This window comes from Peribacillus sp. B65 (assembly GCF_058513295.1).
On the sequence record NZ_CP195840.1, the window covers coordinates 1,569,896 to 1,591,539 of the forward strand.

General features: G+C 44.1%; 20 protein-coding genes, 1 pseudogene and 1 other annotated feature (1 of these 22 cut by a window edge). Of the genes and pseudogenes, 18 read left to right on the plus strand and 3 right to left on the minus strand.

All coding sequences use genetic code 11. The features are described 5' to 3' along the window. The 10 genes and pseudogenes from ACSR9O_RS07680 to yajC all read left to right on the plus strand — a co-directional run. A pseudogene (locus ACSR9O_RS07680) lies at positions 1–601 on the plus strand (hypothetical protein); the annotation flags it as partial. After that, positions 582–1,538, plus strand: coding sequence for a phosphotransferase (locus ACSR9O_RS07685; RefSeq protein WP_491724228.1), 957 nt, complete (start codon positions 582–584; stop codon positions 1,536–1,538). The pseudogene ACSR9O_RS07680 and the gene ACSR9O_RS07685, both read left to right, overlap by 20 nt. 102 nt (positions 1,539–1,640) lie before the next feature. Further along, positions 1,641–2,240, plus strand: a complete 600-nt coding sequence (locus ACSR9O_RS07690) for a YhcN/YlaJ family sporulation lipoprotein (RefSeq protein ID WP_491724229.1) — start codon at positions 1,641–1,643, stop codon at positions 2,238–2,240. A gap of 109 nt (positions 2,241–2,349) precedes the next feature. After that, the gene (locus ACSR9O_RS07695; RefSeq protein WP_230176806.1) at positions 2,350–2,850 is read left to right on the plus strand and encodes an intercompartmental signaling factor BofC; all 501 of its coding nucleotides are present in this window, start codon (positions 2,350–2,352) and stop codon (positions 2,848–2,850) included. A 343-nt stretch (positions 2,851–3,193) separates the two neighbouring features. Continuing rightward, a complete protein-coding gene (gene ruvA / locus ACSR9O_RS07700) occupies positions 3,194–3,808 on the plus strand; it encodes a Holliday junction branch migration protein RuvA (protein WP_101222771.1) in 615 nt (204 codons plus the stop codon). An 11-nt stretch (positions 3,809–3,819) separates the two neighbouring features. Next, positions 3,820–4,818 carry a Holliday junction branch migration DNA helicase RuvB gene (ruvB, locus tag ACSR9O_RS07705; protein ID WP_034308811.1) on the plus strand — a complete coding sequence of 333 codons (999 nt, stop codon included), beginning with the start codon at positions 3,820–3,822 and terminating at the stop codon, positions 4,816–4,818. Continuing rightward, positions 4,815–5,021, plus strand: coding sequence for a DUF2905 domain-containing protein (locus tag ACSR9O_RS07710; RefSeq protein WP_137020415.1), 207 nt, complete (start codon positions 4,815–4,817; stop codon positions 5,019–5,021). The genes ruvB and ACSR9O_RS07710 overlap by 4 nt, the downstream gene beginning before the upstream one ends. 38 nt (positions 5,022–5,059) lie before the next feature. Next, a complete protein-coding gene (gene queA / locus ACSR9O_RS07715) occupies positions 5,060–6,088 on the plus strand; it encodes a tRNA preQ1(34) S-adenosylmethionine ribosyltransferase-isomerase QueA (RefSeq protein ID WP_230176808.1) in 1,029 nt (342 codons plus the stop codon). Between the two features lie 36 nt (positions 6,089–6,124). Next, the gene (gene tgt / locus ACSR9O_RS07720; protein ID WP_101222768.1) at positions 6,125–7,264 is read left to right on the plus strand and encodes a tRNA guanosine(34) transglycosylase Tgt; all 1,140 of its coding nucleotides are present in this window, start codon (positions 6,125–6,127) and stop codon (positions 7,262–7,264) included. 42 nt (positions 7,265–7,306) lie between these two features. Further along, entirely contained in the window at positions 7,307–7,591 is a 285-nt protein-coding gene (yajC, locus tag ACSR9O_RS07725; protein ID WP_076365002.1) for a preprotein translocase subunit YajC, read from the plus strand. Between the two features lie 46 nt (positions 7,592–7,637). Here yajC and ACSR9O_RS07730 read toward each other — a convergent pair whose 3' ends face one another. Then, the gene (locus tag ACSR9O_RS07730) at positions 7,638–8,009 is read right to left on the minus strand and encodes a TIGR04086 family membrane protein (RefSeq protein WP_174524159.1); all 372 of its coding nucleotides are present in this window, start codon (positions 8,007–8,009) and stop codon (positions 7,638–7,640) included. A 169-nt stretch (positions 8,010–8,178) separates the two neighbouring features. Here ACSR9O_RS07730 and ACSR9O_RS07735 point away from each other — a divergent pair, with 169 nt between their 5' ends. After that, positions 8,179–8,859 (plus strand): DUF421 domain-containing protein, encoded by a 681-nt coding sequence (locus ACSR9O_RS07735; RefSeq protein ID WP_101222767.1) that lies wholly within the window; start codon positions 8,179–8,181, stop codon positions 8,857–8,859. Positions 8,860–8,887: 28 nt separating this feature from the next. Here ACSR9O_RS07735 and spoVB read toward each other — a convergent pair whose 3' ends face one another. After that, positions 8,888–10,450 carry a stage V sporulation protein B gene (spoVB, locus tag ACSR9O_RS07740; protein WP_101222766.1) on the minus strand — a complete coding sequence of 521 codons (1,563 nt, stop codon included), beginning with the start codon at positions 10,448–10,450 and terminating at the stop codon, positions 8,888–8,890. 171 nt (positions 10,451–10,621) lie between these two features. Between spoVB and ACSR9O_RS07745 the strand changes: the two genes are divergently transcribed. The 6 genes from ACSR9O_RS07745 (at position 10,622) to dtd (ending at position 19,385) form a co-directional block, all read left to right on the plus strand. Beyond that, positions 10,622–10,927 (plus strand): post-transcriptional regulator, encoded by a 306-nt coding sequence (locus ACSR9O_RS07745; RefSeq protein ID WP_157831013.1) that lies wholly within the window; start codon positions 10,622–10,624, stop codon positions 10,925–10,927. A gap of 196 nt (positions 10,928–11,123) precedes the next feature. After that, positions 11,124–13,385: a protein translocase subunit SecDF gene (gene secDF / locus ACSR9O_RS07750; RefSeq protein ID WP_230176810.1), complete on the plus strand. Its 2,262-nt coding sequence runs from the start codon at positions 11,124–11,126 to the stop codon at positions 13,383–13,385. Between the two features lie 146 nt (positions 13,386–13,531). Next, entirely contained in the window at positions 13,532–15,907 is a 2,376-nt protein-coding gene (gene recJ, locus ACSR9O_RS07755; RefSeq protein WP_101222763.1) for a single-stranded-DNA-specific exonuclease RecJ, read from the plus strand. Then, positions 15,898–16,410, plus strand: coding sequence for an adenine phosphoribosyltransferase (locus ACSR9O_RS07760; protein ID WP_034308789.1), 513 nt, complete (start codon positions 15,898–15,900; stop codon positions 16,408–16,410). The genes recJ and ACSR9O_RS07760 overlap by 10 nt, the downstream gene beginning before the upstream one ends. Positions 16,411–16,727: 317 nt before the next feature. Further along, positions 16,728–18,926 carry a RelA/SpoT family protein gene (locus tag ACSR9O_RS07765; RefSeq protein ID WP_101222762.1) on the plus strand — a complete coding sequence of 733 codons (2,199 nt, stop codon included), beginning with the start codon at positions 16,728–16,730 and terminating at the stop codon, positions 18,924–18,926. A 15-nt stretch (positions 18,927–18,941) separates the two neighbouring features. Continuing rightward, positions 18,942–19,385 (plus strand): D-aminoacyl-tRNA deacylase, encoded by a 444-nt coding sequence (gene dtd / locus ACSR9O_RS07770; RefSeq protein ID WP_137020406.1) that lies wholly within the window; start codon positions 18,942–18,944, stop codon positions 19,383–19,385. 64 nt (positions 19,386–19,449) lie between these two features. On the opposite strand, the gene ACSR9O_RS07775 is transcribed toward dtd, so the two are convergent. Continuing rightward, the gene (locus ACSR9O_RS07775) at positions 19,450–21,219 is read right to left on the minus strand and encodes an N-acetylmuramoyl-L-alanine amidase family protein (protein ID WP_230176811.1); all 1,770 of its coding nucleotides are present in this window, start codon (positions 21,217–21,219) and stop codon (positions 19,450–19,452) included. Between the two features lie 129 nt (positions 21,220–21,348). On the opposite strand from ACSR9O_RS07775, the gene ACSR9O_RS07780 reads away from it, so the two are divergent. After that, a complete protein-coding gene (locus ACSR9O_RS07780) occupies positions 21,349–21,522 on the plus strand; it encodes a hypothetical protein (RefSeq protein WP_034308777.1) in 174 nt (57 codons plus the stop codon). A 78-nt stretch (positions 21,523–21,600) separates the two neighbouring features. Next, positions 21,601–21,644: a binding site (T-box leader), on the plus strand; it runs 193 nt beyond the window's last position.

A 21,644-nucleotide genomic window follows, 5' to 3' on the forward strand; every position in this document is an offset into this window, starting at 1 on the left:
CCAGCCAGGTATGATGATGGGCGGTCAAAATGGAGGCCAGCCAGGCATGATGGGCGGTCAAAATGGAGGCCAGCCAGGTATGATGATGGGCGGTCAAAACGGAGGCCAGCCGGGCATGATGATGGGCGGCCAAAACGGAGGCCAGCCCGTGATGATGATGGGCGGTCAAAATGGAGGTCAGCCGTGGATGATGGGCGGTCAAAATGGAGGTCAGCCAGGTATGATGATGGGCGGCCAAAACGGAGGTCAGCCAGGTATGATGATGGGCGGCCAAAACGGAAGTCAGCCAGGCATGATGATGGGCGGCCAAAATGGAGGCCAGCCAGGTATGATGATGGGCGGTCAAACCGGAGGTCCGCCGTGGATGGGCCGTCAAAATGGAAGTCAGCCGTGGATGATGGGCGATCAAAACGGAGGCCAGCCGGGAATGATGCCTAGACAATTTGGTGGTCAGCCGGACATGATGCGCGGTCAGCTAGGGGGGCAACCTGAAGCTATGTTACCTGGACAAATGGGTGGCCAGCCAGGCCAATTCGGGGGCGTTCGTGCGCCTGAAACATTTGGGATACCGACATATGTAGATGAAAGCGATGACTACTAATTATCAAGGAGACAGTGTTTTTAACACTCGTCTCCTCTCTTATTTAAATCGTAAGCCAAGGAATGTCCAACATATTCAAAGCAGTGTCTATTTAATAACTTTTGAAAAGGGTCATCCAATGATCCTTAAAGGATTCGACAGCTTTGAAAAGTGGGATCGGCAAAGAGAATTGACTTCATTGTTAAAACAAAAGGGTTTTCATCAAACGTATTATATTCATCAGAATTTAATGCCCTTTGAATTTAAAGGGAAATGGTATGGGAGTATGGACTATTTTCCGCCGAGCAAGAAAAAATTCAAATATTCCAATCATAAAGACCGTTTAGAGGGAATTAAGTTACTGGAAAGCTTTCATGATGTGTCGGAGCATCTCTCCATTAACGCGCCTGTATTCAATCAATCAAAAAAGTGGAAAGAACGTTTATCACTTTTTAAAAAGAACTTTTCTTATGTTCGCCAATATGTTTCTGAAGATATTATCAAGGAATGGATTAGATGGGGTGAGTGGGCGCTAGAGGGGTTTGATAAAAATCAGTCTTTATGGAATAAGGAAAAGAAAGTAATCATTCATGGTGATTGTGCCCACCATAATTTCTTGCGCAGAGCGGACGGCACTTTGACTTTAATCGATTTTGACTTAATGGCAAATGCCCCGAGGTGCATTGATTATTTACAGTATGCAAATCGAATATCGCATCATTTGGAAGATGCGGCCACCGATCTGTGGGAAGTGCCCCAATTGCAAAGGTATCAGTCAGACCCGGCCTTTTTATATGCTTTAACTTATCCTACCGATATTTTCCGTGAATGGAATCGCCTTAATAAAAGTTCTTCCCAGCTTCATTCGGTCTGGAAAATGTCCGTGGAAGGTTTTTCGGAGCGGATGGCGATGAATGAAAAATTGGCAAAAAGGATTTCTTCCCTTAATAGGAATTAAAACGGTTTTTTGGCCGTATCTTACAGAGTACATTTCCCGTTCGACACCCATGCTAATTATGAGCGGAATTTAGCTCATTCAATTGCAATGGGAGGGTTATTGGTGCAGAAAATAAAATGGGCACAGCCGCTTTGTACGGTATTGGCCGCCGTCAGTTTGGTTGGATGTGCTAATAATGATACAGCGGAAAATGAAAATATCACGAATGATACAGGATACCATGAAAAAGATGCATTGGTACGCAACATCAATTATGAGAATATGGTGCAAGGTTTATACAATAAAGATGATGCGTACAGTAAAAGTGACCGTAACTACCATGGACATGAGAGTAAACCGCTTAAGGCGCGATCATCTTATTATAATTCCTATGAAGGCGCTTTAGCCGACAAAGTCAATGGTGTCGCCAATAAAGTGGAGCCGGTCATCGATACCAGGACGATCATCATGAAAGACGAAATGCTGGTAGCCTTGCTGCTTGATGACTATAACCAAGCAAAAGATGTTAAAGAAAGAATCAAGAAGGAAATCGGACCGCTTACCAATGGCCGTACCCTATATGTCACCACCGATGAAGGTGTCTATTTCAGGACGATGACACTTGATAACAATCTTCGGGATGGCGACACGAGGGAAATGATCATTTTGGATGCCAATGACATGTTCGATAACCTTAACATTCACGAAAATCACTTGAAATAATTAGTGAGCTGACCCGATATGGAGTCAGCTCTTTTTGATTTTTTTCTGGTTAATAATCCTTATTTGGGTCAAACTACATAAAAAGTAAACGCCTTAAGAGGTGAGTATATTGATTAATCAACTCAGAATCCAATTTTTCATGACGCTTTTCATATTGCCATTTTGCTTAACCGTTTTTGCCGAAGAAACCGTTCAAAAGGAAAATGATCCAATTGAGAGGAAGGTCATTCTTCAGCGTATGTATCTGGATGGCGAGTTAAGTGAAGAGAAATTGACAGAAACCATTTGGTCGATGGAGGACTTTTGGTCAAAATATGAAGGATGGAAAGTAGTCGATCAAAATGAAGAGCAGATTGTCATGAAGAAAATTGAAAATGACATATCTCCGCTCTTAAAAGCGAACGGTTACCTTGGTATGAGGGAAGATGGTACGTTATCCATTTTTATCGGAAGGCCTGAGCATGCCAAGATCATTCATACTTTCTACCAAATAGACGTTGGTAAACTAGAAGCATACAAGCAGGAGGAACTGCAAAAAGGGATTCCGATCATGAATAAAGACCAATATAAACAGCTTATTAAAGAATATGAGCCATATTCGGTAAACTAGGGTGGGATGATATCCGATCCTTCAGACTGTAGATAAACTCGATAATAATGGAGTTTGTCTACAGTTTTTTTATATTTACAATTTAACTGTTGATTTCCACTGCAGGCACTCGCTTTCTGCGGGCGGTCCGTCCTCGGAGCCTTTCTGCCTGTGGGGTCTCGCTTGGACGCGTATTTCCGGCAGGAGTCTCGCATACCCATTCCAATTAACATTGTTTTATGGATGATAATGACACCGGAAGTAATGTGAAAGGACTTTGCAGACTATGAAATAACTTTTAATGAACAACACCCCCTTTTTATGATAAAATGAGAGGTACAGCAAAATCAGGGAGAGAATTAATTTGTATGATTATATAAAAGGCAAGGTCGATTATATTGGGCCTGAATACATAGTTGTGGAAAATGGGGGGATCGGATATCAAGTGATGACGCCGAATCCTTTTATTTTTTCCGCTCAATACCAGAAAGAAATTCAAGTTTACCTGTATCATTATGTTCGTGAGGATATGGCAGCATTATATGGATTCCAGACTCGTCAAGAAAAGGCGTTATTCACAAAATTATTGAATGTAACCGGAATCGGGCCGAAGGGTGCTCTAGCCATATTGGCATCAGGCCAGGTTGATCAGGTGGTGCAGGCAATCGAAAATGAAGATGAATCGTTTTTGGTGAAATTCCCGGGAGTCGGAAAGAAAACGGCAAGGCAAATGATCCTCGATTTAAAAGGGAAACTTGAGAATATAATTCCGGATGCGTTTCCAAGCTTGTTTAACGAAGGCGTCACGGCTGCACTAAGTCCAAATGGTTATACAGAGGAATTGGATGAAGCCGTTCTTGCATTGAAGGCTCTTGGCTATTCTGAAAAGGAAGTCCAAAAGGTTGCCAAGAAATTGCAGGCTGAAGATATGACGACCGAGCAATATATTAAGAAAGCATTGCAAATGATGTTAAGATAAGGAGTGGCGCAATGGAGGAGAGAATATTCAATCAGGAAGCCGATTTGAACGAACTGTCCTTTGAACAAAGCCTGCGGCCGCAAAACTTAAAGCAATATATCGGACAGGATAAAGTGAAAGCGAATTTAAGTGTATATATCGAAGCGGCAAGGATGCGTGAAGAAACGCTCGATCATGTACTTTTATATGGACCGCCTGGCCTTGGAAAGACGACGCTTGCCGTCATCATCGCCAATGAAATGGGTGTGAATATCCGCACGACTTCCGGTCCCGCCATTGAGCGGCCGGGAGATCTGGCGGCCATTTTGAGTGCACTTGAACCGGGTGATGTATTGTTCATTGATGAGATTCACCGTCTTCCCCGTGTCGTTGAAGAAGTGCTATACCCGGCTATGGAGGACTTCTGTCTGGATATTGTAGTCGGTAAGGGGCCGGAAGCCCGTTCGATCAGGATCGACTTGCCGCCGTTTACCCTCGTAGGGGCCACGACACGTGCAGGCTCACTGTCTGCACCGCTCAGGGACCGTTTTGGCGTTTTGAGCCGTCTTGAATATTATACGGAAAACCATTTGACTGATATCATCATCCGTACTGCAAGAATCATGGATACGGAAATGGATGATCAAGCAGCGGCAGAGCTTGCAAGAAGATCAAGGGGCACACCAAGAATAGCCAATCGGCTTTTACGGAGGGTCAGGGATTTCGCCCAGGTACGCGGTGATGGTACGATAACGGCCGAGCTTGCCGATTATGCGCTTGAATTAATGCAGGTCGACCGTTTAGGACTCGATCATATTGACCATAAATTACTTAAAGGGATTATTGAAAAATTCCGTGGCGGGCCCGTGGGTCTGGAAACGATTGCTGCAACGATTGGCGAAGAGGCACATACGATCGAAGATGTGTATGAACCATATCTGTTACAAGTCGGTTTTCTTCAGCGTACCCCAAGAGGCCGGATGGCAACACAGCTTGTTTATGAGCATTTCGGAATGGAGATGCCTGAATGATGAATATACCAAAGATGGTTATGATTCTGGGTGTGATTATATTCGTGATTGGTTTTGCGATGAAATATATCAGTCTCGGCAGGCTGCCGGGAGATATTTTTCTGAAAAAGGGGAATACGACGTTTTACTTTCCCATCGTTACATCAATCATCGTCAGTGTTGTATTGTCCGCGATTTTTTATTTGATCGGCCGTTTTAAATAATGATTACAGCTTGATAGACACGTAAGGAAGTGGAACAGATGAAATTGGATATGTTTGATTTTCATTTACCGGAGGAACTGATTGCCCAAGTTCCTTTGGAGGATAGGGAAGCAAGTAGATTGATGGTGCTGGACAAAGAAACCGGCAAGCTTCAGCATGATGTATTCAGCCATATCACGGAATATATCAAACCGGGAGATTGCCTGGTGTTGAATGATACGAAGGTGCTTCCGGCCCGGCTTTACGGCAGTAAAGAAGGAACGGGTGCAAAAATAGAAGTCTTGCTGCTTAAGCAAGAGCATGATGATGTATGGGAAACGCTTGTGAAGCCGGCCAAACGGATAAAAGAAGGCTCGACAATCGTTTTTGGCGATGGTAAGCTGAGTGCCGTTTGTACAGGTGTACTTGAGCATGGCGGCCGAATCCTTGAATTTAAATATGAAGGCATATTTTATGAAATACTGGAGAAGCTTGGCGAAATGCCGTTACCTCCATACATCAAGGAACAACTAGACGACCAGGACCGCTATCAAACGGTTTATGCGCGTGAACGGGGATCTGCAGCCGCACCTACCGCTGGCCTGCATTTTACGGAGGAGTTGCTCGGGAAACTTAAAGAGATGGGTGTCCACATCGCATTCATCACGCTGCATGTCGGGCTTGGTACATTCCGTCCAGTAAGTGTCGACGATATTGATAGCCACGAAATGCATTCCGAATTTTATCAAATGACGGAAGGCACTGCCAGATTACTGAATGATGTGAAAGGAAAAGGCGGGAAAATCATTACGGTCGGCACTACGTCCACAAGGACATTGGAAACGATTGCGTCCCGCAATGATGGGGTTTTCAAGGAAGAAAATGGCTGGACGAGCATCTTCATTTATCCTGGTTATGAGTTCAAAGGAATCGATGCGATGATAACGAACTTCCATTTGCCCAAATCGACTTTAATCATGCTGATTTCTGCACTTGCTGGCAGGGAGCATGTCCTTCATGCCTATGAAACGGCTGTGGAAGAAAAATACAGGTTCTTTAGTTTTGGAGATGCAATGTTAATTAAGTAATATAAGAGTGAGAAGCTCTTGAAGGGAGTTATTGCGTTGACTGCAATACGATATGAGTTAATCAAAACATGTAAACAGACAGGGGCACGGCTAGGCCGGGTCCATACGCCGCATGGTTCTTTCGAAACGCCGGCATTTATGCCGGTTGGAACGATGGCTACTGTCAAAACGATGTCCCCGGAAGATTTGAAACAAATGGGGGCTGGCATCATCCTGAGCAATACTTACCACTTATGGCTGCGTCCGGGGCATGAAATCATCAAGGAAGCTGGCGGATTGCATAAGTTCATGAACTGGGATCGGGCGATTTTGACCGATTCAGGCGGCTTTCAAGTCTTCAGTTTGAGCGAGTTTCGCAAAATTGAAGAAGAGGGCGTGCATTTCAGGAACCATCTGAATGGCGATAAATTATTCTTATCCCCGGAAAAAGCGATGGAAATACAAAATGCGCTTGGCTCAGATATTATGATGGCATTCGATGAATGTCCGCCATTTCCGGCGACTGAAGAGTATATGAAGAAGTCGGTTGAACGGACATCGCGCTGGGCGGAACGCTGTTTGAATGCACATGAGCGTCCTAATGACCAAGGGCTGTTTGGTATCGTTCAAGGCGGGGAGTTTGAAAACCTTCGCAAACAAAGTGCAAAAGACCTTGTCTCCCTTGACTTCCCGGGTTATGCTATTGGAGGGTTATCCGTTGGGGAACCGAAGGATATCATGAACCGCGTCCTTGAGTTTACAAGTCCGCTGCTGCCAAGTAACAAACCTCGTTACCTGATGGGAGTCGGTTCGCCGGACTCATTGATCGATGGTGCACTCCGCGGTATCGATATGTTTGACTGTGTACTGCCGACGCGAATTGCGCGTAATGGTACGCTCATGACGAGCAATGGGCGGCTGGTTGTGAAAAATGCGAAGTATGCACGCGATTTCGGTCCAATCGATGAAAATTGCGATTGCCATGTTTGCAAGAATTATAGCCGGGCATATATCCGCCATTTGATTAAGTGTGAAGAAACCTTTGGGATTCGTCTTACGACTTACCATAATCTTCATTTTCTGTTAAACTTGATGGAACAGGTCAGACAAGCTATTCGAGAAGATCGTCTTGGAGACTTTAGGGAAGAGTTTTTTGAGCAGTATGGTTTCAATGAACCAAATGCGAGAAACTTCTAATTCCATAAATATTTTAATGAGCGAAAGGAGTGAATATACAGAATGGGTTCTTTAACACAAATACTTCCGTTGATTTTAATGTTCGTATTGTTCTATTTCTTATTGATCCGCCCGCAGCAAAAACGCCAAAAGGCTACGCAAAGCATGCAAAGCAGTCTGAAAAAAGGTGATAAAGTTGCTACTATCGGCGGTATGCACGGAACAATCGATGCAATCGATGACCTGAAAATCGTCATTAAATCACCAGACGGCACAAAACTGACGTTTGACCGTGCAGCAATCCGTGAAATTACGGAAAGCGCACCGAATAAGGAAGTATCCGTATAAGACAAACGAAAACCGGGCCATGTGCCCGGTTTTTTTTGCTGTTTTTTTAATCGGTGCGGGAGTCGGAACTCATGTTGACCCCAAGCACGCCGCCCATCATGGCCGTAATCACGAAACAGCCATAGTATATCCATTGCTTGATGGTGAAAAGTGCATCGTGACCTAAATATTGAAAAAGGAACACGACCAACAGATAAAGCAGCCCAGTGCTCCCGCCCAAGAATAGTCCTTGCTTTTTCCCTTTGCCTCCTGAAATGAATCCACCAATGAACAGCGATAAAAAGGACACGATCATGATCACGTATGTCAGGGATGATTCCGTCAGTGAAGTAAAACGAAGAAGGATGGAAACGATTAAACTAGCAATCATCGCTATGGCAAAGATGGAGCCTACGCCATAAATTACGGCGACACTCATTTTTTTAGTTTCGATGGGTATTCCTCCTTTTTGAAAGGCTGATACGTATAGCCTGTTTATGTGTTTGTACAAGCATATTCCCAATATCGAACCTTTAGACCAGGTTTAGGAAGCTTCCCGCAAAATTAGAAAAGAATATGGAGTAATTTTTCAGTTCCCAAGCCATGCTATGGATGAAGGATGTGGTATTGAAGTGGATATCCTGGCTATTATTTTTAGAACAACAGTGATCTATCTAGTCATCTTAATCCTTTTTCGAATGATGGGTAAGCGGGAAGTTGGGGAATTGAGCATTCTTGATTTAGTGGTATCCATCATGATCGGGGACATTGCCGTCCTTTCCTTTGAAGATTTGGATAGACCATTTTTCAGGCAAATCATTCCGATGTTCGTTCTTGCTTTCATCCAAATAATATTGGCTTTCATTTCATTGAAAAGCATTAGATTTCGAAACATCGTGGACGGTACGCCCCAGATCATCATCAATCAAGGGAAAATAGATGAAAAAGCGATGCGTAAGCAACGATATACTTTCGATGATTTATTGACCCAGCTGCGAGAACAGGGAATTAGTGATTTAAATGAGGTGCAATTCGCAATCCTCGAATCTACCGGGAAGCTTTCGATCATCAAGAATACCAAAGATAAAAGGTCTAAAACCAAGGAAACACCTTATCCCCTTATAATCGACGGGGAGATACAGGAGAGGAATCTCGATAGAATTGGCAAAAATCATTTTTGGCTCCGGCACCAGTTGAAAAAGCTGGGAGAAACGAAGATTAAAGAGATTTCGATTTGTGGGTACATAGATGGCCAATTTTATATCGATAAAAATGAAACGAAGAAATGACCGAAGCCTTTTAATGCTTCGGTTCATTTTATTTCCAAGCGAATTTTGATAAAAAGCCGCCCACTACAGGAATCCTGATCAGATCCGCCTTTTTTATGCTGCCGGTCATGAGCAGGAAAAATGTGAACAGCAGGATAACGACCGTCACGGAAAGCAAAAGCCGTATGCCAAGAGGCTGTGAGGAGAGCGGGAATTGATAAAGATAATAACCTCCCCACCCGGAAATTAAGGCAAGGACCAATGCTGACATATAGCTGCGGAAATGAAGCGTGAAAGGGACGACCTTCAGTACAGTTGAAAAATGCAGGAAGGTAACGAGCATCGTACCGACGGCTATCCCGATTGCGGCGCCCATGATCCCGAAACTTTCCTTTGACGCCAGCAGCCAGATCACACCGATTTTAAGGATGTTACCTGCCAGGCTGTTGAACATTGCTGCCTTTGCAAGATCCAGTGCTTGCAGCATGGATTGCAGCGGATATTGAAAGTAATAAAGGATGAAAAAGGGTGCCAGGAATTTAATGAAAACGGCAGCATGCGAAGAGCCATACATGACTTGTAAAATCGGTTCGGCAAAGATGAACAGAATGACGATAGCTAAACAGCCTGTGATAAAGGTGATTTTCAGTGCCTGCTGAAGCCTGTGTTCAACGAGTGAAAAGTTCCCTGTCGTACGGGCTTCGCTCACTGCCGGGACAAGTGCCGTCGCCAATGATGACGTAACGAAGGAAGGAAGCATGAGTAAAGGCAGGGCGTACCCTGTCAGCTCCCCGTATTGACTTGTGGCTGCGGCCGCGGTGACTCCGGCGAGTGCCAAACTCTGGGCGACCACTATCGGTTCGAAAAACCATGAAACCGATCCAATCATCCTGCTTCCGGTGGAAGGAAGGGCAATTCCCATCAATTCGGTGAACGTTCCTTTTCCGGATTTGACATTCTTGAAGAAACCCTTTCTGAACTTAAAATGTTTCTTTAATTTAAAGCTGGTCAATAAGTAGATGAGAGATACAAGCTCACCGATAATCGATGCGAACATCGCCCCGGCTGCAGCATATTCGATTCCATATGGCAAAAAGGCCTTTGTCAGGACAGCTATGAAAGTGATTCGGGCCACCTGTTCGATAACTTGTGAGAAAGCGAATGGCTTCATATTTTGCTTGCCTTGGAAATAACCGCGCAGTACGGAAGATATGGCGATGATCGGTACTATAGGGGCAATCGCCATGAGCGGCCATACAGTCCGTTTATCAGTGAATAGGTATTCTGAGAGAGCCGGTGCGAAAAGCAGCATCGCAGGAGTGAAAATCATCGATAGAGTAAAGGTGCAAGCCAAAGAGACGACAAGGATTTTCTTGATTTTCCGTTCATCACCTCTGGCATTGGCCTCAGCCACGTATTTCGAAATGGCGATTGGCAGGCCTAACTGGGTTATGTTCACGACGAGAAAGAGGGTCGGTAAAGCCATCATATATAAACCAACGCCTTCTTCGCCGATGAAGCGGGCGATGACAATGCGGTTAATGAAACCAAGAACCCGTGTAATCAGGCTTGCGATTAATAAAATCAGCGTCCCTTTTAAAAATTTGGACATTGAACTCCCTCCCTGCCTTCTCAAAAAAGCGGTTATGCTATACAATTATCTATATGCTTGTACTTGGACAAAGCATGACAAAAGTGTTTGTTTGCGTTCTAACAAATGATAAGAAACCCTTCTAAGAAAATGCGCATTCATTTGAGAATCATTTTTACTGGAGGCAAAGTGATGGCAAAAAAGAATCATCCCTATCAAAGGTATTATCTAAAGGTGCGTCCATTTTTAAAGAGCAAGCGTGAGGAATTCCAAATGGTCGGATTGAATGCCGTAACGGAGGAAGACATATGGGGAACCTTAACCAAAAATAAATGGAAGCGTCCTCAGGAAAACATTCACATACATGAACTTGTCGCAGATATCGTGACATTTTCGAGCAACCAGTTCATGACCTTCCAAATGGTCGAAGCTTATAAATCACCAAACCTATTTGAGCCGCTTTCTGAAGATGAACTGAAGGAACTTTTGAAAGAATGACGCAAAGATATACTTAAATTGACAGCTGTTTGTATTTGACTCATAATAGATATGGTCATGCTTTTTTTGGAAAAGCATGGAAAGCTGTGTCTTTTTTCTCAAGAATGAAAAGGGAATGCAGTTATCATATGAACAAAAAATGACAGTTTTTTTAACTTCAGGAACAGGCGTATTATAGAAAGGGGCCTACTACATAATGGTAAAAAGAAGCAGGATCGTTGCGTTTTTTCTAATCGCACTTTTGATTTTCGCAGCGATGGGGACGACTTCAAAAGGAATCCTAAAGGATATCAAGCTGGGTCTTGATCTTCAAGGCGGTTTTGAAGTGTTATATGAAGTAAAACCGCTGTCTGGGGAGAAAATCACCCCGGATGTTTTACGGGCTACAGTAAGCTCGCTTGAGCGGCGTGTCAATGTTTTGGGTGTTAGCGAGCCTAACATTCAAATCGAAGGGAAAGATCGGATCCGCGTTCAATTGGCTGGGGTCAAAGACCAGAACAACGCTCGGGAAATCCTTTCGACACAAGCTAAATTATCCTTCCGTGATTACAACGATAAGGAAATGATGACCGGGGCCGACCTGAAAGAAGGCGGGGCGAAACAAACGTTCCAAGATAATCAACCGGTTGTTGAAGTCACATTGAAAGATGTGGATAAATTTAAGGACATCACTCAAAAAATATCCACGATGGAAAGTCCGACTAATGTACTTGCAATCTGGCTGGATTTTGAGGAAGGAAAAGATTCCATCAAAGATACCTCTTCACAGGACAATATGATTTCAGCTCCAGCTGTCAGTGAAGTTTTTAATACGAAGAAGGTGTATATTACCGGTCAATTCACGGTTGAAGAAGCGAAAGAGCTTGCAGCCCTTCTGAATGCAGGTGCCCTTCCTGTGGATTTAACAGAAAAGTACTCCACTTCTGTAGGTGCCCAATTTGGTGCAGGTGCACTGAATGATACTATTTTTGCAGGAATCATCGGAATTGCACTTGTTTTTATCTTCATGCTTGTGTATTACCGCTTCCCGGGATTCATTGCAGTCGTTACTTTAAGCATATACATTTTCTTGACTCTATTAGTGTTTGATTGGATGAATGCGGTCCTTACGCTGCCTGGTATTGCGGCATTGGTACTCGGGGTCGGGATGGCTGTCGATGCCAATATCATAACCTATGAGCGAATCAGGGATGAATTGAAACTTGGTAGATCCGTTAAGGCGGCTTATAAAGAAGGTACTAAGAATTCACTTGCTACAATCACGGATGCGAATTTAACGACCCTGCTGGCTGCGGCCGTACTGTTCTATTATGGAACAAGCTCGGTTAAAGGGTTTGCCACCACTTTGATCATTTCGATTTTAATGAGTTTCATTACAGCCGTTTATGGTACACGCCTCTTCATGAGCCTGTGGGTGAATAGCGGGTTCCTCGACAAACGTACAGGATGGTTTGGCGTGAAGAAGAAGCACATTCACAATTTATCCGAGAAGATGGATTTAATGTCATTGCCAACACGCTTTGATAAAATCGATTTCGTCAAACATAGGAAAGTTTTTTATGGCATTTCAATTGGTGTCACCATCATCGGGATCATATTCCTGCTCGTCTTTAGATTGAATCTCGGGATTGATTTCACGAGCGGCACTCGAATCGAGATTGCTTCCAAAGACGTCTTGACGACACAGCAAGTCAAAACCGAAATGGAAAAGGTCGGTATCGACGAAGAAGATATCAAGGATGTCAGGCTCGCTGGACAAGACAATAAGAATGCTGTCGTTCGGACAGTCGGTGTCCTTGATAAACAAGAGATTGCTGAATTGAAGGACCATTTCAAGAAGGATTACGGAGCAGAACCGAATGTCAGCACCGTATCACCGACTGTAGGGAAAGAGCTTGCGAAAAATGCCATGTTTGCGTTAGCGATTGCATCAATCGGAATCATATTGTATGTATCGATACGATTTGAATGGCGAATGGCTGTTCCTGCCGTTGTCGCGCTTATACATGATGCATTCTTCATCATCACGATTTTTAGCTTACTCCGGCTCGAAGTGGATATCACCTTCATTGCTGCGGTTCTGACGATCGTCGGTTATTCGATCAATGATACGATCGTAACCTTTGACCGTATTCGTGAAAACCTACGCTTCAGCCGTAAAATCAAAACCGCCGAAGAGCTTGAGAACATTGTTAACATCAGTATCAGGCAAACTTTGACGAGATCCATTAACACGGTTCTGACCGTTCTCATTACGGTCATCGCATTGATGATCTTCGGTAGTGAAGCTATCCGAAACTTCTCCATTGCCTTGTTCATCGGTTTGATATGCGGCGTTTATTCATCGCTATTGATCGCTTCCCAATTCTGGCTTGATTTAAAAATCAAGGAATTGAAGAAGAAGGGTCCGCTGAATACCGCAAAAGAAAAGAAACAAAGTCTTGAAGGACAAGTTTAATAGGTGAGAGGGGGCTGGCATGATGCCAGCCTTCTTTTTGTTAAACTAAGTTTATTTGATAGGGAATTACAGCCATTTATGAGTTTAAAATAAAATTGAAACTGGTATATTCGTTTTGTATAATGAGTAGGTTGAGGGGTGAATAAATGTTAAAGCCAAAAACACGGTGGAACTTGCAATCTGCCGATGAAAACAAAGTTGCTGTACTAGCTGAAGAGCTTCATATCACACCTTTGGTTGCAGCCCTGCTTGTGAATCGAGGCCTGGATACAATTGAAAGTGCCCGATCGTTTTTATTTGTAAAAAATCAAACTTTTCATGATCCATTTTTATTGAAGGATATGGATAAAGCAGTATATAGAATAAGAGAAGCCATTCAAAATGGGGAAAAAATACGTATATTCGGTGATTATGATGCGGATGGCGTGACATCGACCACAGTGATGATGACGGCGCTGATGAAATTGGGGGCCAATGTTGATTTTTATATCCCGAATCGGTTTACAGAGGGGTATGGTCCGAATCCGATGGCGTTCCGCCTTGCAGCTGAGCAAGGGGTGAAGGTATTAATAACCGTCGATACCGGAATTTCTGCAATCGATGAAGCGAAACTTGCCGGCGAGCTTGGCATGGATTATATATTGACCGACCACCACGAACCGGGGCCGGAACTGCCTGAGGCATTGGCAATCATCCATCCTAAACTTGAGAACAGTTCCTATCCATTTAAAGACCTTGCCGGAGTAGGGGTCGCATTTAAGCTTGCGCACGCCCTGCTTGGGGAATTGCCTGAGGATCTGCTTGAAATAGCGGCAATCGGCACGATAGCGGATTTAGTGCCATTGCAAGGGGAAAACCGCCTCATTGCTGCGAAAGGCATCGAGCAGTTACGTTTGACTCGCCGCCCGGGACTTGTTGCGTTAATGAAAGTGGCGAATGTTCAGCAGGAAGCATTGAATGAAGAATCAATCGGCTTTGCGATGGCACCGAGGATCAATGCTGTCGGGCGCCTTGGAGATGCCGATCCCGCTGTCGATTTATTGATGTCACAAAGCCTGGAAGAAGCGGTGGAACTTGCGAATGAAATTAATGATATCAATAAAGAGCGGCAGGAAATGGTTGCTGCAATGGCGGCGGAAGCGATTGCTGAGGTCGAGGAAAACTTCCCGCCGGAGTCCAATGGCGTGCTCATCATCGGAAGGGAAGGCTGGAACGCAGGAGTCGTGGGGATCGTTGCCTCTAAACTTGTTGAACGCTTTTACCGGCCCACGATTGTATTGAGCTATGACCGGGAAAAGGGATACGCGAAAGGTTCTGCTCGGAGCATTGCCGGTTTCGATCTTTTTCAAAGTCTTTCCGCCTGCCGTGAACTGCTGCCTCATTTCGGTGGGCACCCGATGGCTGCTGGAATGACATTGAAAATTGAAGATGTCCAGGAGCTCAGGGACCGCATGAATTTGATTGCGAAGGAACAACTGAACGAAGAGGACTTCACACCGATTACAAACTTGGACGGGGCTACGACTTTAGCTGACGTTTCCATTCAAACGATTCAGGAAATGAGCTTGCTGGCGCCATTTGGGGTAACGAATCCCAAGCCGAAGATATTGATAGATTCCGTACAGCTTTCAAGTGTCCGCAAAATAGGTGCCAACCAAAATCACTTGAAGGTCCAGCTGGAAGATGGTGAAAATCACAAACTTGACGGTGTGGGCTTCGGTCTTGGTCATTTTGTCGATGAAATAGCTCCACACGCTGAGGTCTCGGTTATTGGTGAGCTTTCCATCAATGAGTGGAATAATATGAAAAAGCCCCAGATCTTTGTCCAGGATGTCTCGGTGAACCATTGGCAGTTATTCGATTACCGCGGCAAGGGACAGGCAGAGAAGTGGCTTGCCGACATTCCTGCACAAAATCGGAAGATCGTCATATTTTCGGAAGATATTTATAGCAGATATCCATTTTTACAAAATCATCCGGATCTCGTTATTATCAAGAATGAACTGGATGCAGAGCAGCTCGACTGCTTCGAAGGTCATTTGGCATTCATGGACATGCCGCCGTCAAGGGAATATTTGAAACGGGTGGTTGCCGATAAGCACCCTTCGCGTATCTACGCTCACTTTTCCCATGAACAGGACCATTTCCTAAGTACGATGCCAACAAGGGATCATTTCAAATGGTTTTATGCCTTCCTTGCCAAAAAGGGACCGCTCGATGTGAAAAGATATGGTGATGACCTAGCCAAATATCGCGGCTGGTCAAGAGATACTGTGGATTTCATTTCTAAGGTGTTTTTTGAGCTTGATTTTGTTACAATAGAGAATGGGTTAATTATGCTCACAACCAATGCGAAAAAACGCGATCTCAGTGAATCTGAATCGTATACAAGAAAGAAAGAGCAATTTGAGCTTGAACAAGAGCTTGTTTATTCTTCCTATCAGCAATTATTCGATTGGTTCAATCATTATTTAGTTCATGAGGCAACAGACCTTGAGGAGGAAACAAAGCAATGGATTTAAAGCAATATGTAACAATTGTGCAAGACTGGCCAAAACCGGGTATTGTCTTCAAAGATATTACAACATTAATGGATAACGGTGCAGCTTATAAATACGCAACAGACCAAATCGTCGAGTACGCTCGCGATAAGAATATCGACTTGGTGGTCGGGCCGGAAGCGCGCGGATTCATTATCGGATGTCCAGTCGCATACTCATTGGAAGTGGGCTTTGCTCCAGTGAGAAAAGAAGGAAAACTTCCACGTGAAACGATAAAAGTCGAATATGGATTAGAATATGGCAAGGATGTATTGACAATCCATAAAGATGCCATTAAACCGGGACAGCGTGTATTGATTACGGACGATTTACTTGCTACCGGGGGAACAATCGAAGCGACGATCAAATTGGTTGAACAGCTTGGCGGAATTGTAGCCGGGATTGCATTCCTCATTGAATTGACTGACTTGGATGGTAAAGATAAATTAGACGGCTATGATGTCTTGACATTAATGAGCTTTTAATAAAGAAGAGCACTCTGACCAGGGTGCTCTTTCTGTTTTTACCCGTTTTTTCTGGATTTTGTCGAATTTCCAGTGAAAAAAAGCAGTATTCTTTATAAAATACACGTTTATCTCTTTACATCCTTGCCTTTTTTTTCGATAATAGTAATAATAAAGAGTTTTTCTGCTAATAAGTTTATTTGCACTTTTATCCGTTTAAGCGGATTTATTTTTTTTCGCAAAAATTGTCACGTTTTGCAGAATAAAGGGAAGTGCTACCAATCATACTCAATCCGGATCATATCCGGTGGCAGTTAAAGTGGGGTAAAGGTGATTAAATGGCTAATGATCAAATATTGACTGCCGAGCAGGTTGTAGAACGGGCCAGCTTATATCTTCAGCCGGAAGAAGCTGAATTTATTCATAGAGCGTTTAAGTATGCAGAATATGCTCACCGAGAACAATTTCGTAAATCGGGAGAGCCATATATTATTCATCCGATTCAAGTGGCGGGCATTCTTGCTGAACTTGAAATGGACCCTGCAACCATTGCGGCAGGTTTTTTACATGATGTTGTTGAAGACACGGAGATCACTCTGAAGGATATTGAAGAAAATTTCAGTCCTGAAGTCGCCATGCTTGTGGATGGCGTGACAAAGTTAGGGAAAATCAAGTATAAATCACAGCAGGAGCAACAGGCGGAAAACCATCGGAAAATGTTCGTGGCGATGGCCCAGGATATACGGGTCATCCTGATCAAGCTTGCGGACAGACTTCATAATATGCGGACATTGAAGCATCTGCCGCAGGAAAAGCAGAGAAGGATATCGAACGAGACGTTGGAAATTTTCGCACCGCTTGCTCATCGTCTTGGTATCAGTACAATTAAATGGGAACTTGAAGATACTGCACTAAGGTATTTGAATCCTCAGCAGTATTACCGAATCGTCAACCTGATGAAGAAAAAGCGTGCAGAACGTGAACAGTATCTGGAAGAAGTCATTGATGAAGTGCGTAAAAACGTTGAGGAAGTCAATATTAAGGCTGACCTTTCCGGGAGACCGAAACATATATACAGCATTTATCGTAAAATGGCTTTGCAGAATAAGCAGTTCAGCGAAATTTATGATTTGCTTGCCGTTCGTATCGTCGTCAATAGCATAAAGGATTGCTATGCCGTTTTAGGGATCATCCATACATGCTGGAAGCCGATGCCAGGCCGATTCAAAGATTATATTGCGATGCCGAAGCCGAATATGTATCAATCGCTCCATACGACGGTGATCGGACCGAAAGGCGACCCGCTGGAAGTGCAGATCCGTACTTCCGATATGCATCGCATTGCCGAGTTCGGGGTTGCCGCGCACTGGGCTTATAAAGAAGGAAAAGATGTCGGTGAACAGCCATCACTGGAAGAAAAATTGACATGGTTCCGGGAAATTCTTGAATTCCAGGATGATGCGACTAATGCAGAGGAATTCATGGAATCCCTTAAAATAGATCTTTTTTCTGATATGGTATTCATTTTTACACCAAAAGGCGATGTCATCGAACTGCCATCAGGATCCAACCCGATAGATTTCGCTTACCGGATTCACTCGGAAATAGGAAACAAAACGATTGGTGCCAAAGTGAATGGGAAAATGGTGCCGCTGGATTATAAACTGAAAACTGGCGACATCATAGAAATCTTAACTTCTAAGCATTCTTATGGTCCAAGTCAGGATTGGCTTAAACTAACGCAAACATCTCAGGCGAAAAACAAGATCCGCCAATTTTTCAAGAAGCAGCGCCGGGAAGAAAATATCGAAAAAGGCAAAGAGCTTGTTGAAAAGGAAATCAAGGATATGGAGTTCGACCTGAAGGAAATCCTGACGGCCGAGAATATCAGGCGTGTTGCAGATAAATTTAACTTCCTGAATGAAGAAGATATGTATGCAGCAGTCGGATATAACGGAATCACTGCCCTTCAGGTAGCTAACCGCCTTACCGAAAAATGGCGTAAGCAGAAAATGGTCGAGCAAGAAGCGGATATTTCTGAAGCTGTAGCCGACCTGAAAACCTTCTCCAATACATCGAAAAAACGTGACTCAGGTGTACAGGTACCGGGGATTGATAACCTGCTTATCCGTTTATCGCGCTGTTGCAACCCAGTGCCAGGGGACGAAATCGTTGGTTATATAACCAAAGGCCGTGGAGTTTCAGTTCACAGACAGGACTGCCCGAACCTGGATAGCGGGGATTCCGACCATCGCCTTGTACCTGTTGAATGGGAAAGTACCATTAATGAACGCAAGGAATACATCGTTGAAATTGAAATCAGCGGCTATGACCGTCGCGGCTTATTAAACGAAGTGCTGCAGGCCGTCAATGAAACCAAGACCAACATTTCGGCGGTCTCGGGTAAATCGGACAGGAATAAGGTGGCGACCATTCACATGTCGATCTATATCCATAACATTGCCCATTTACAAAAGGTCGTCGACCGTATCAAACAAATTTCAGATGTTTATTCCGTTAGAAGGATAATGAACTAAGGAGTTTTTATTGCCATGCGTGTTGTTTTACAACGTTCCAAAGCGGCAAAAGTCGTTGTCGCAGACCAAGTCATCGGGCAAATCGACAGCGGGCTTGTCCTGTTGGTTGGTGTCACCCATGGGGATACCATCGATGACGCCGCCTATTTGGCCGATAAGATTGTAAATCTCAGAATATTTGAAGATGAAAATGAAAAGATGAACCATTCACTCTTGGATGTGGGAGGTTCGATTTTATCAGTTTCACAATTCACCTTATACGGCGATAGCCGCAAAGGCCGTCGACCGAACTTCATGGACGCCGCCCGTCCTGAAGAGGCGAATGAAATATATGAAGCATTTAACGAGGAACTCCGCAAGAAAGGCGTCCATACTGAAACCGGTCAATTTGGTGCCATGATGGATGTTCAGCTTACTAATGACGGTCCCGTTACACTAATACTTGAAAGCAAAAAATAACCTGCTGCGGCAGGTTATTTTTGTAGAAAAGCCAGCTTCGATTCGAAGCTGGCTTTTCTAATTCTTATTTAAAATACCGCGCCAATCCATTATAGATGGCAGATGTGATTTTTTCTTGATACTCATTCGATGTTAACGTCAATTCTTCCACTGGATTGCTTAAATAACCTAGTTCAATAAGTGTAGCTACCCGTTTATTTTCGCGGGTAACATGAAAATTACCGTAACGTGATCCGCGATTGGGCACCTGCATGGTTGAACCGAGTGAATTGGCCAGAGTAGCCGCCAATGCATGCTGGTAGTCATGATAGTAGTATGTGGTTATCCCGCTGGTGATCTGGTCCTTGGTGCTATCATAATGGAGGCTGATGAAAGCATCCGCGTTATGTATATGAGAAGTGCTGACCCGGGAAGGGAGTGGAACATAGGTATTTCCGCTTCTGGTCAGGATCACTTTAGCTCCTGCCGCCTGAAGTTTGTCCCGCAGCAGCTCTGCCGTACGAATCGTCAGGTTTTTCTCGAGTGTTCCACCGACGCCTATCGTACCGCTATCCCTGCCACCATGGCCGGGATCGATCACAATGGTTTTATCCTTTAAGTACTTTTCAACGCCAGGTCGTTGGATCTGCTCCGAATTCCCTTCGATCGTCACGATCCATCCGGCCACATAAGCCGTTTTTCCGCTCTTCAGTTTAATGGAGTACCAGTCGCCTTCCATACCTGATGCGGAGAACGTTTCACCTGCATTGGCCTGCTCGACAATCTTCGAGTTGCCATCAGGCTCGCTTCTAAGAATCGTACCATCATGAATGATGGTAATCTCGTTTCCTTTTACATCAACCTTTTTTTCCTTAGCCGTTTGTTCAACATTCTCTTTTTCCAGGTACCAACTCACGACCCAGCCCTTTTTTGAACCGGAGAGCTTGATCTGTGTCATATTTCCCTTTGTTTGCAGCACGGCGTAAGTCTCATCCTTGTTCACCGAACCGATGACCTTGCTGGAGAGAGAGGCTTCTTTCCTGACATTTAAACCTGCAGCGGTCACCCTTGCAGTGGCGCCTGCCGTTTCACTTTTCATGTCTTCTTTACCTTCGCTTACTTGTATGTAAGGTTCAGCTACCCAACCGCGGACTCCTTGGAAATCTATTTCAGCCCATTCATTTTCAACCCTGTAAACGGTCACTGACGTATTTTTATTCAGCTTTCCTAGCGAGGCACTGCTTGTCGATGGTTCCGAACGGACATTGAGCCGGTCCACCAAAGTTACTCCGGTTTTTACGGATTGATTCGTTTCTTTTTCCTTAGTTGAATCTTTCTTCGCTGCATTTCCTGATGCGGCGGGGAGATTAAGGTAGTCAGAAGAGACCCAACCTTCGATATCCGCCGTTTTGATCTTTATCCAATTTTCATTTTTTTCAATGATGTCAACAGCTGTACCTTTACTCAAGGACCCAACCGTTTGAAATGTAGTGCCTGGACCTGTACGGACGCGGACCGAGCTGCCTGATATCACGCCTTGTCCGGATTCCTTTTTGACCTGATTGGTTTCAGACCCCGTTTGTTTCTCCACTAACCAATTGGCAACCCATCCCGTTTTGCCGGCGCCAATCCGGATTTCGATCCAGTCGCCATCCTCATTCAGAATGGGATACGAGTCCCCTTTTTCCAGTTTTTTCACGATAGGGAAACTGAGGCCTGCACCTTCACGGACATTGACCACTTGGGTCGTCACGATATTTTCCCCTTCATCTTTTCCAAAAGCGTGATTGACGGGGAAAATCGCTGAGAATATCAGCATCAGTGTCAGGCCAAATAAACCTGATTTCTTCTTCATAAGTTGTCTCTCCCTTTTAATGTCTATATGTATGTATTCTCGTTCAATGAAAATTTCCCTCTTTCCTTGTGCAAAAAACATTTTTTTTAGGAAAGAATAGAGCTTATATAACTCTAGGAGGGAAACCACATGAAATTCAGCGAAAAAGATCAAACGAGCTTAAGCGGAGGCAATCAAGTATTGGGTGTCGATTTTCACGATTTCATCCAAAAGGAACAAAGCGCAAACCTTGTTGAATTGGCATCTGAATTCGGAGTCAATGTCCGGACAATCAAAAATCTGAAAAAACGTTTGAACCAATAAAATGCGACAAAATCCTCAGTCTGCCTTGACATTTGATGTTAACGTCCGTATGATTATAAAATATCAGACTTATTACTGCAATAACCAATGATGGAGAAGAGTAATTAAGAAACACATGAAAA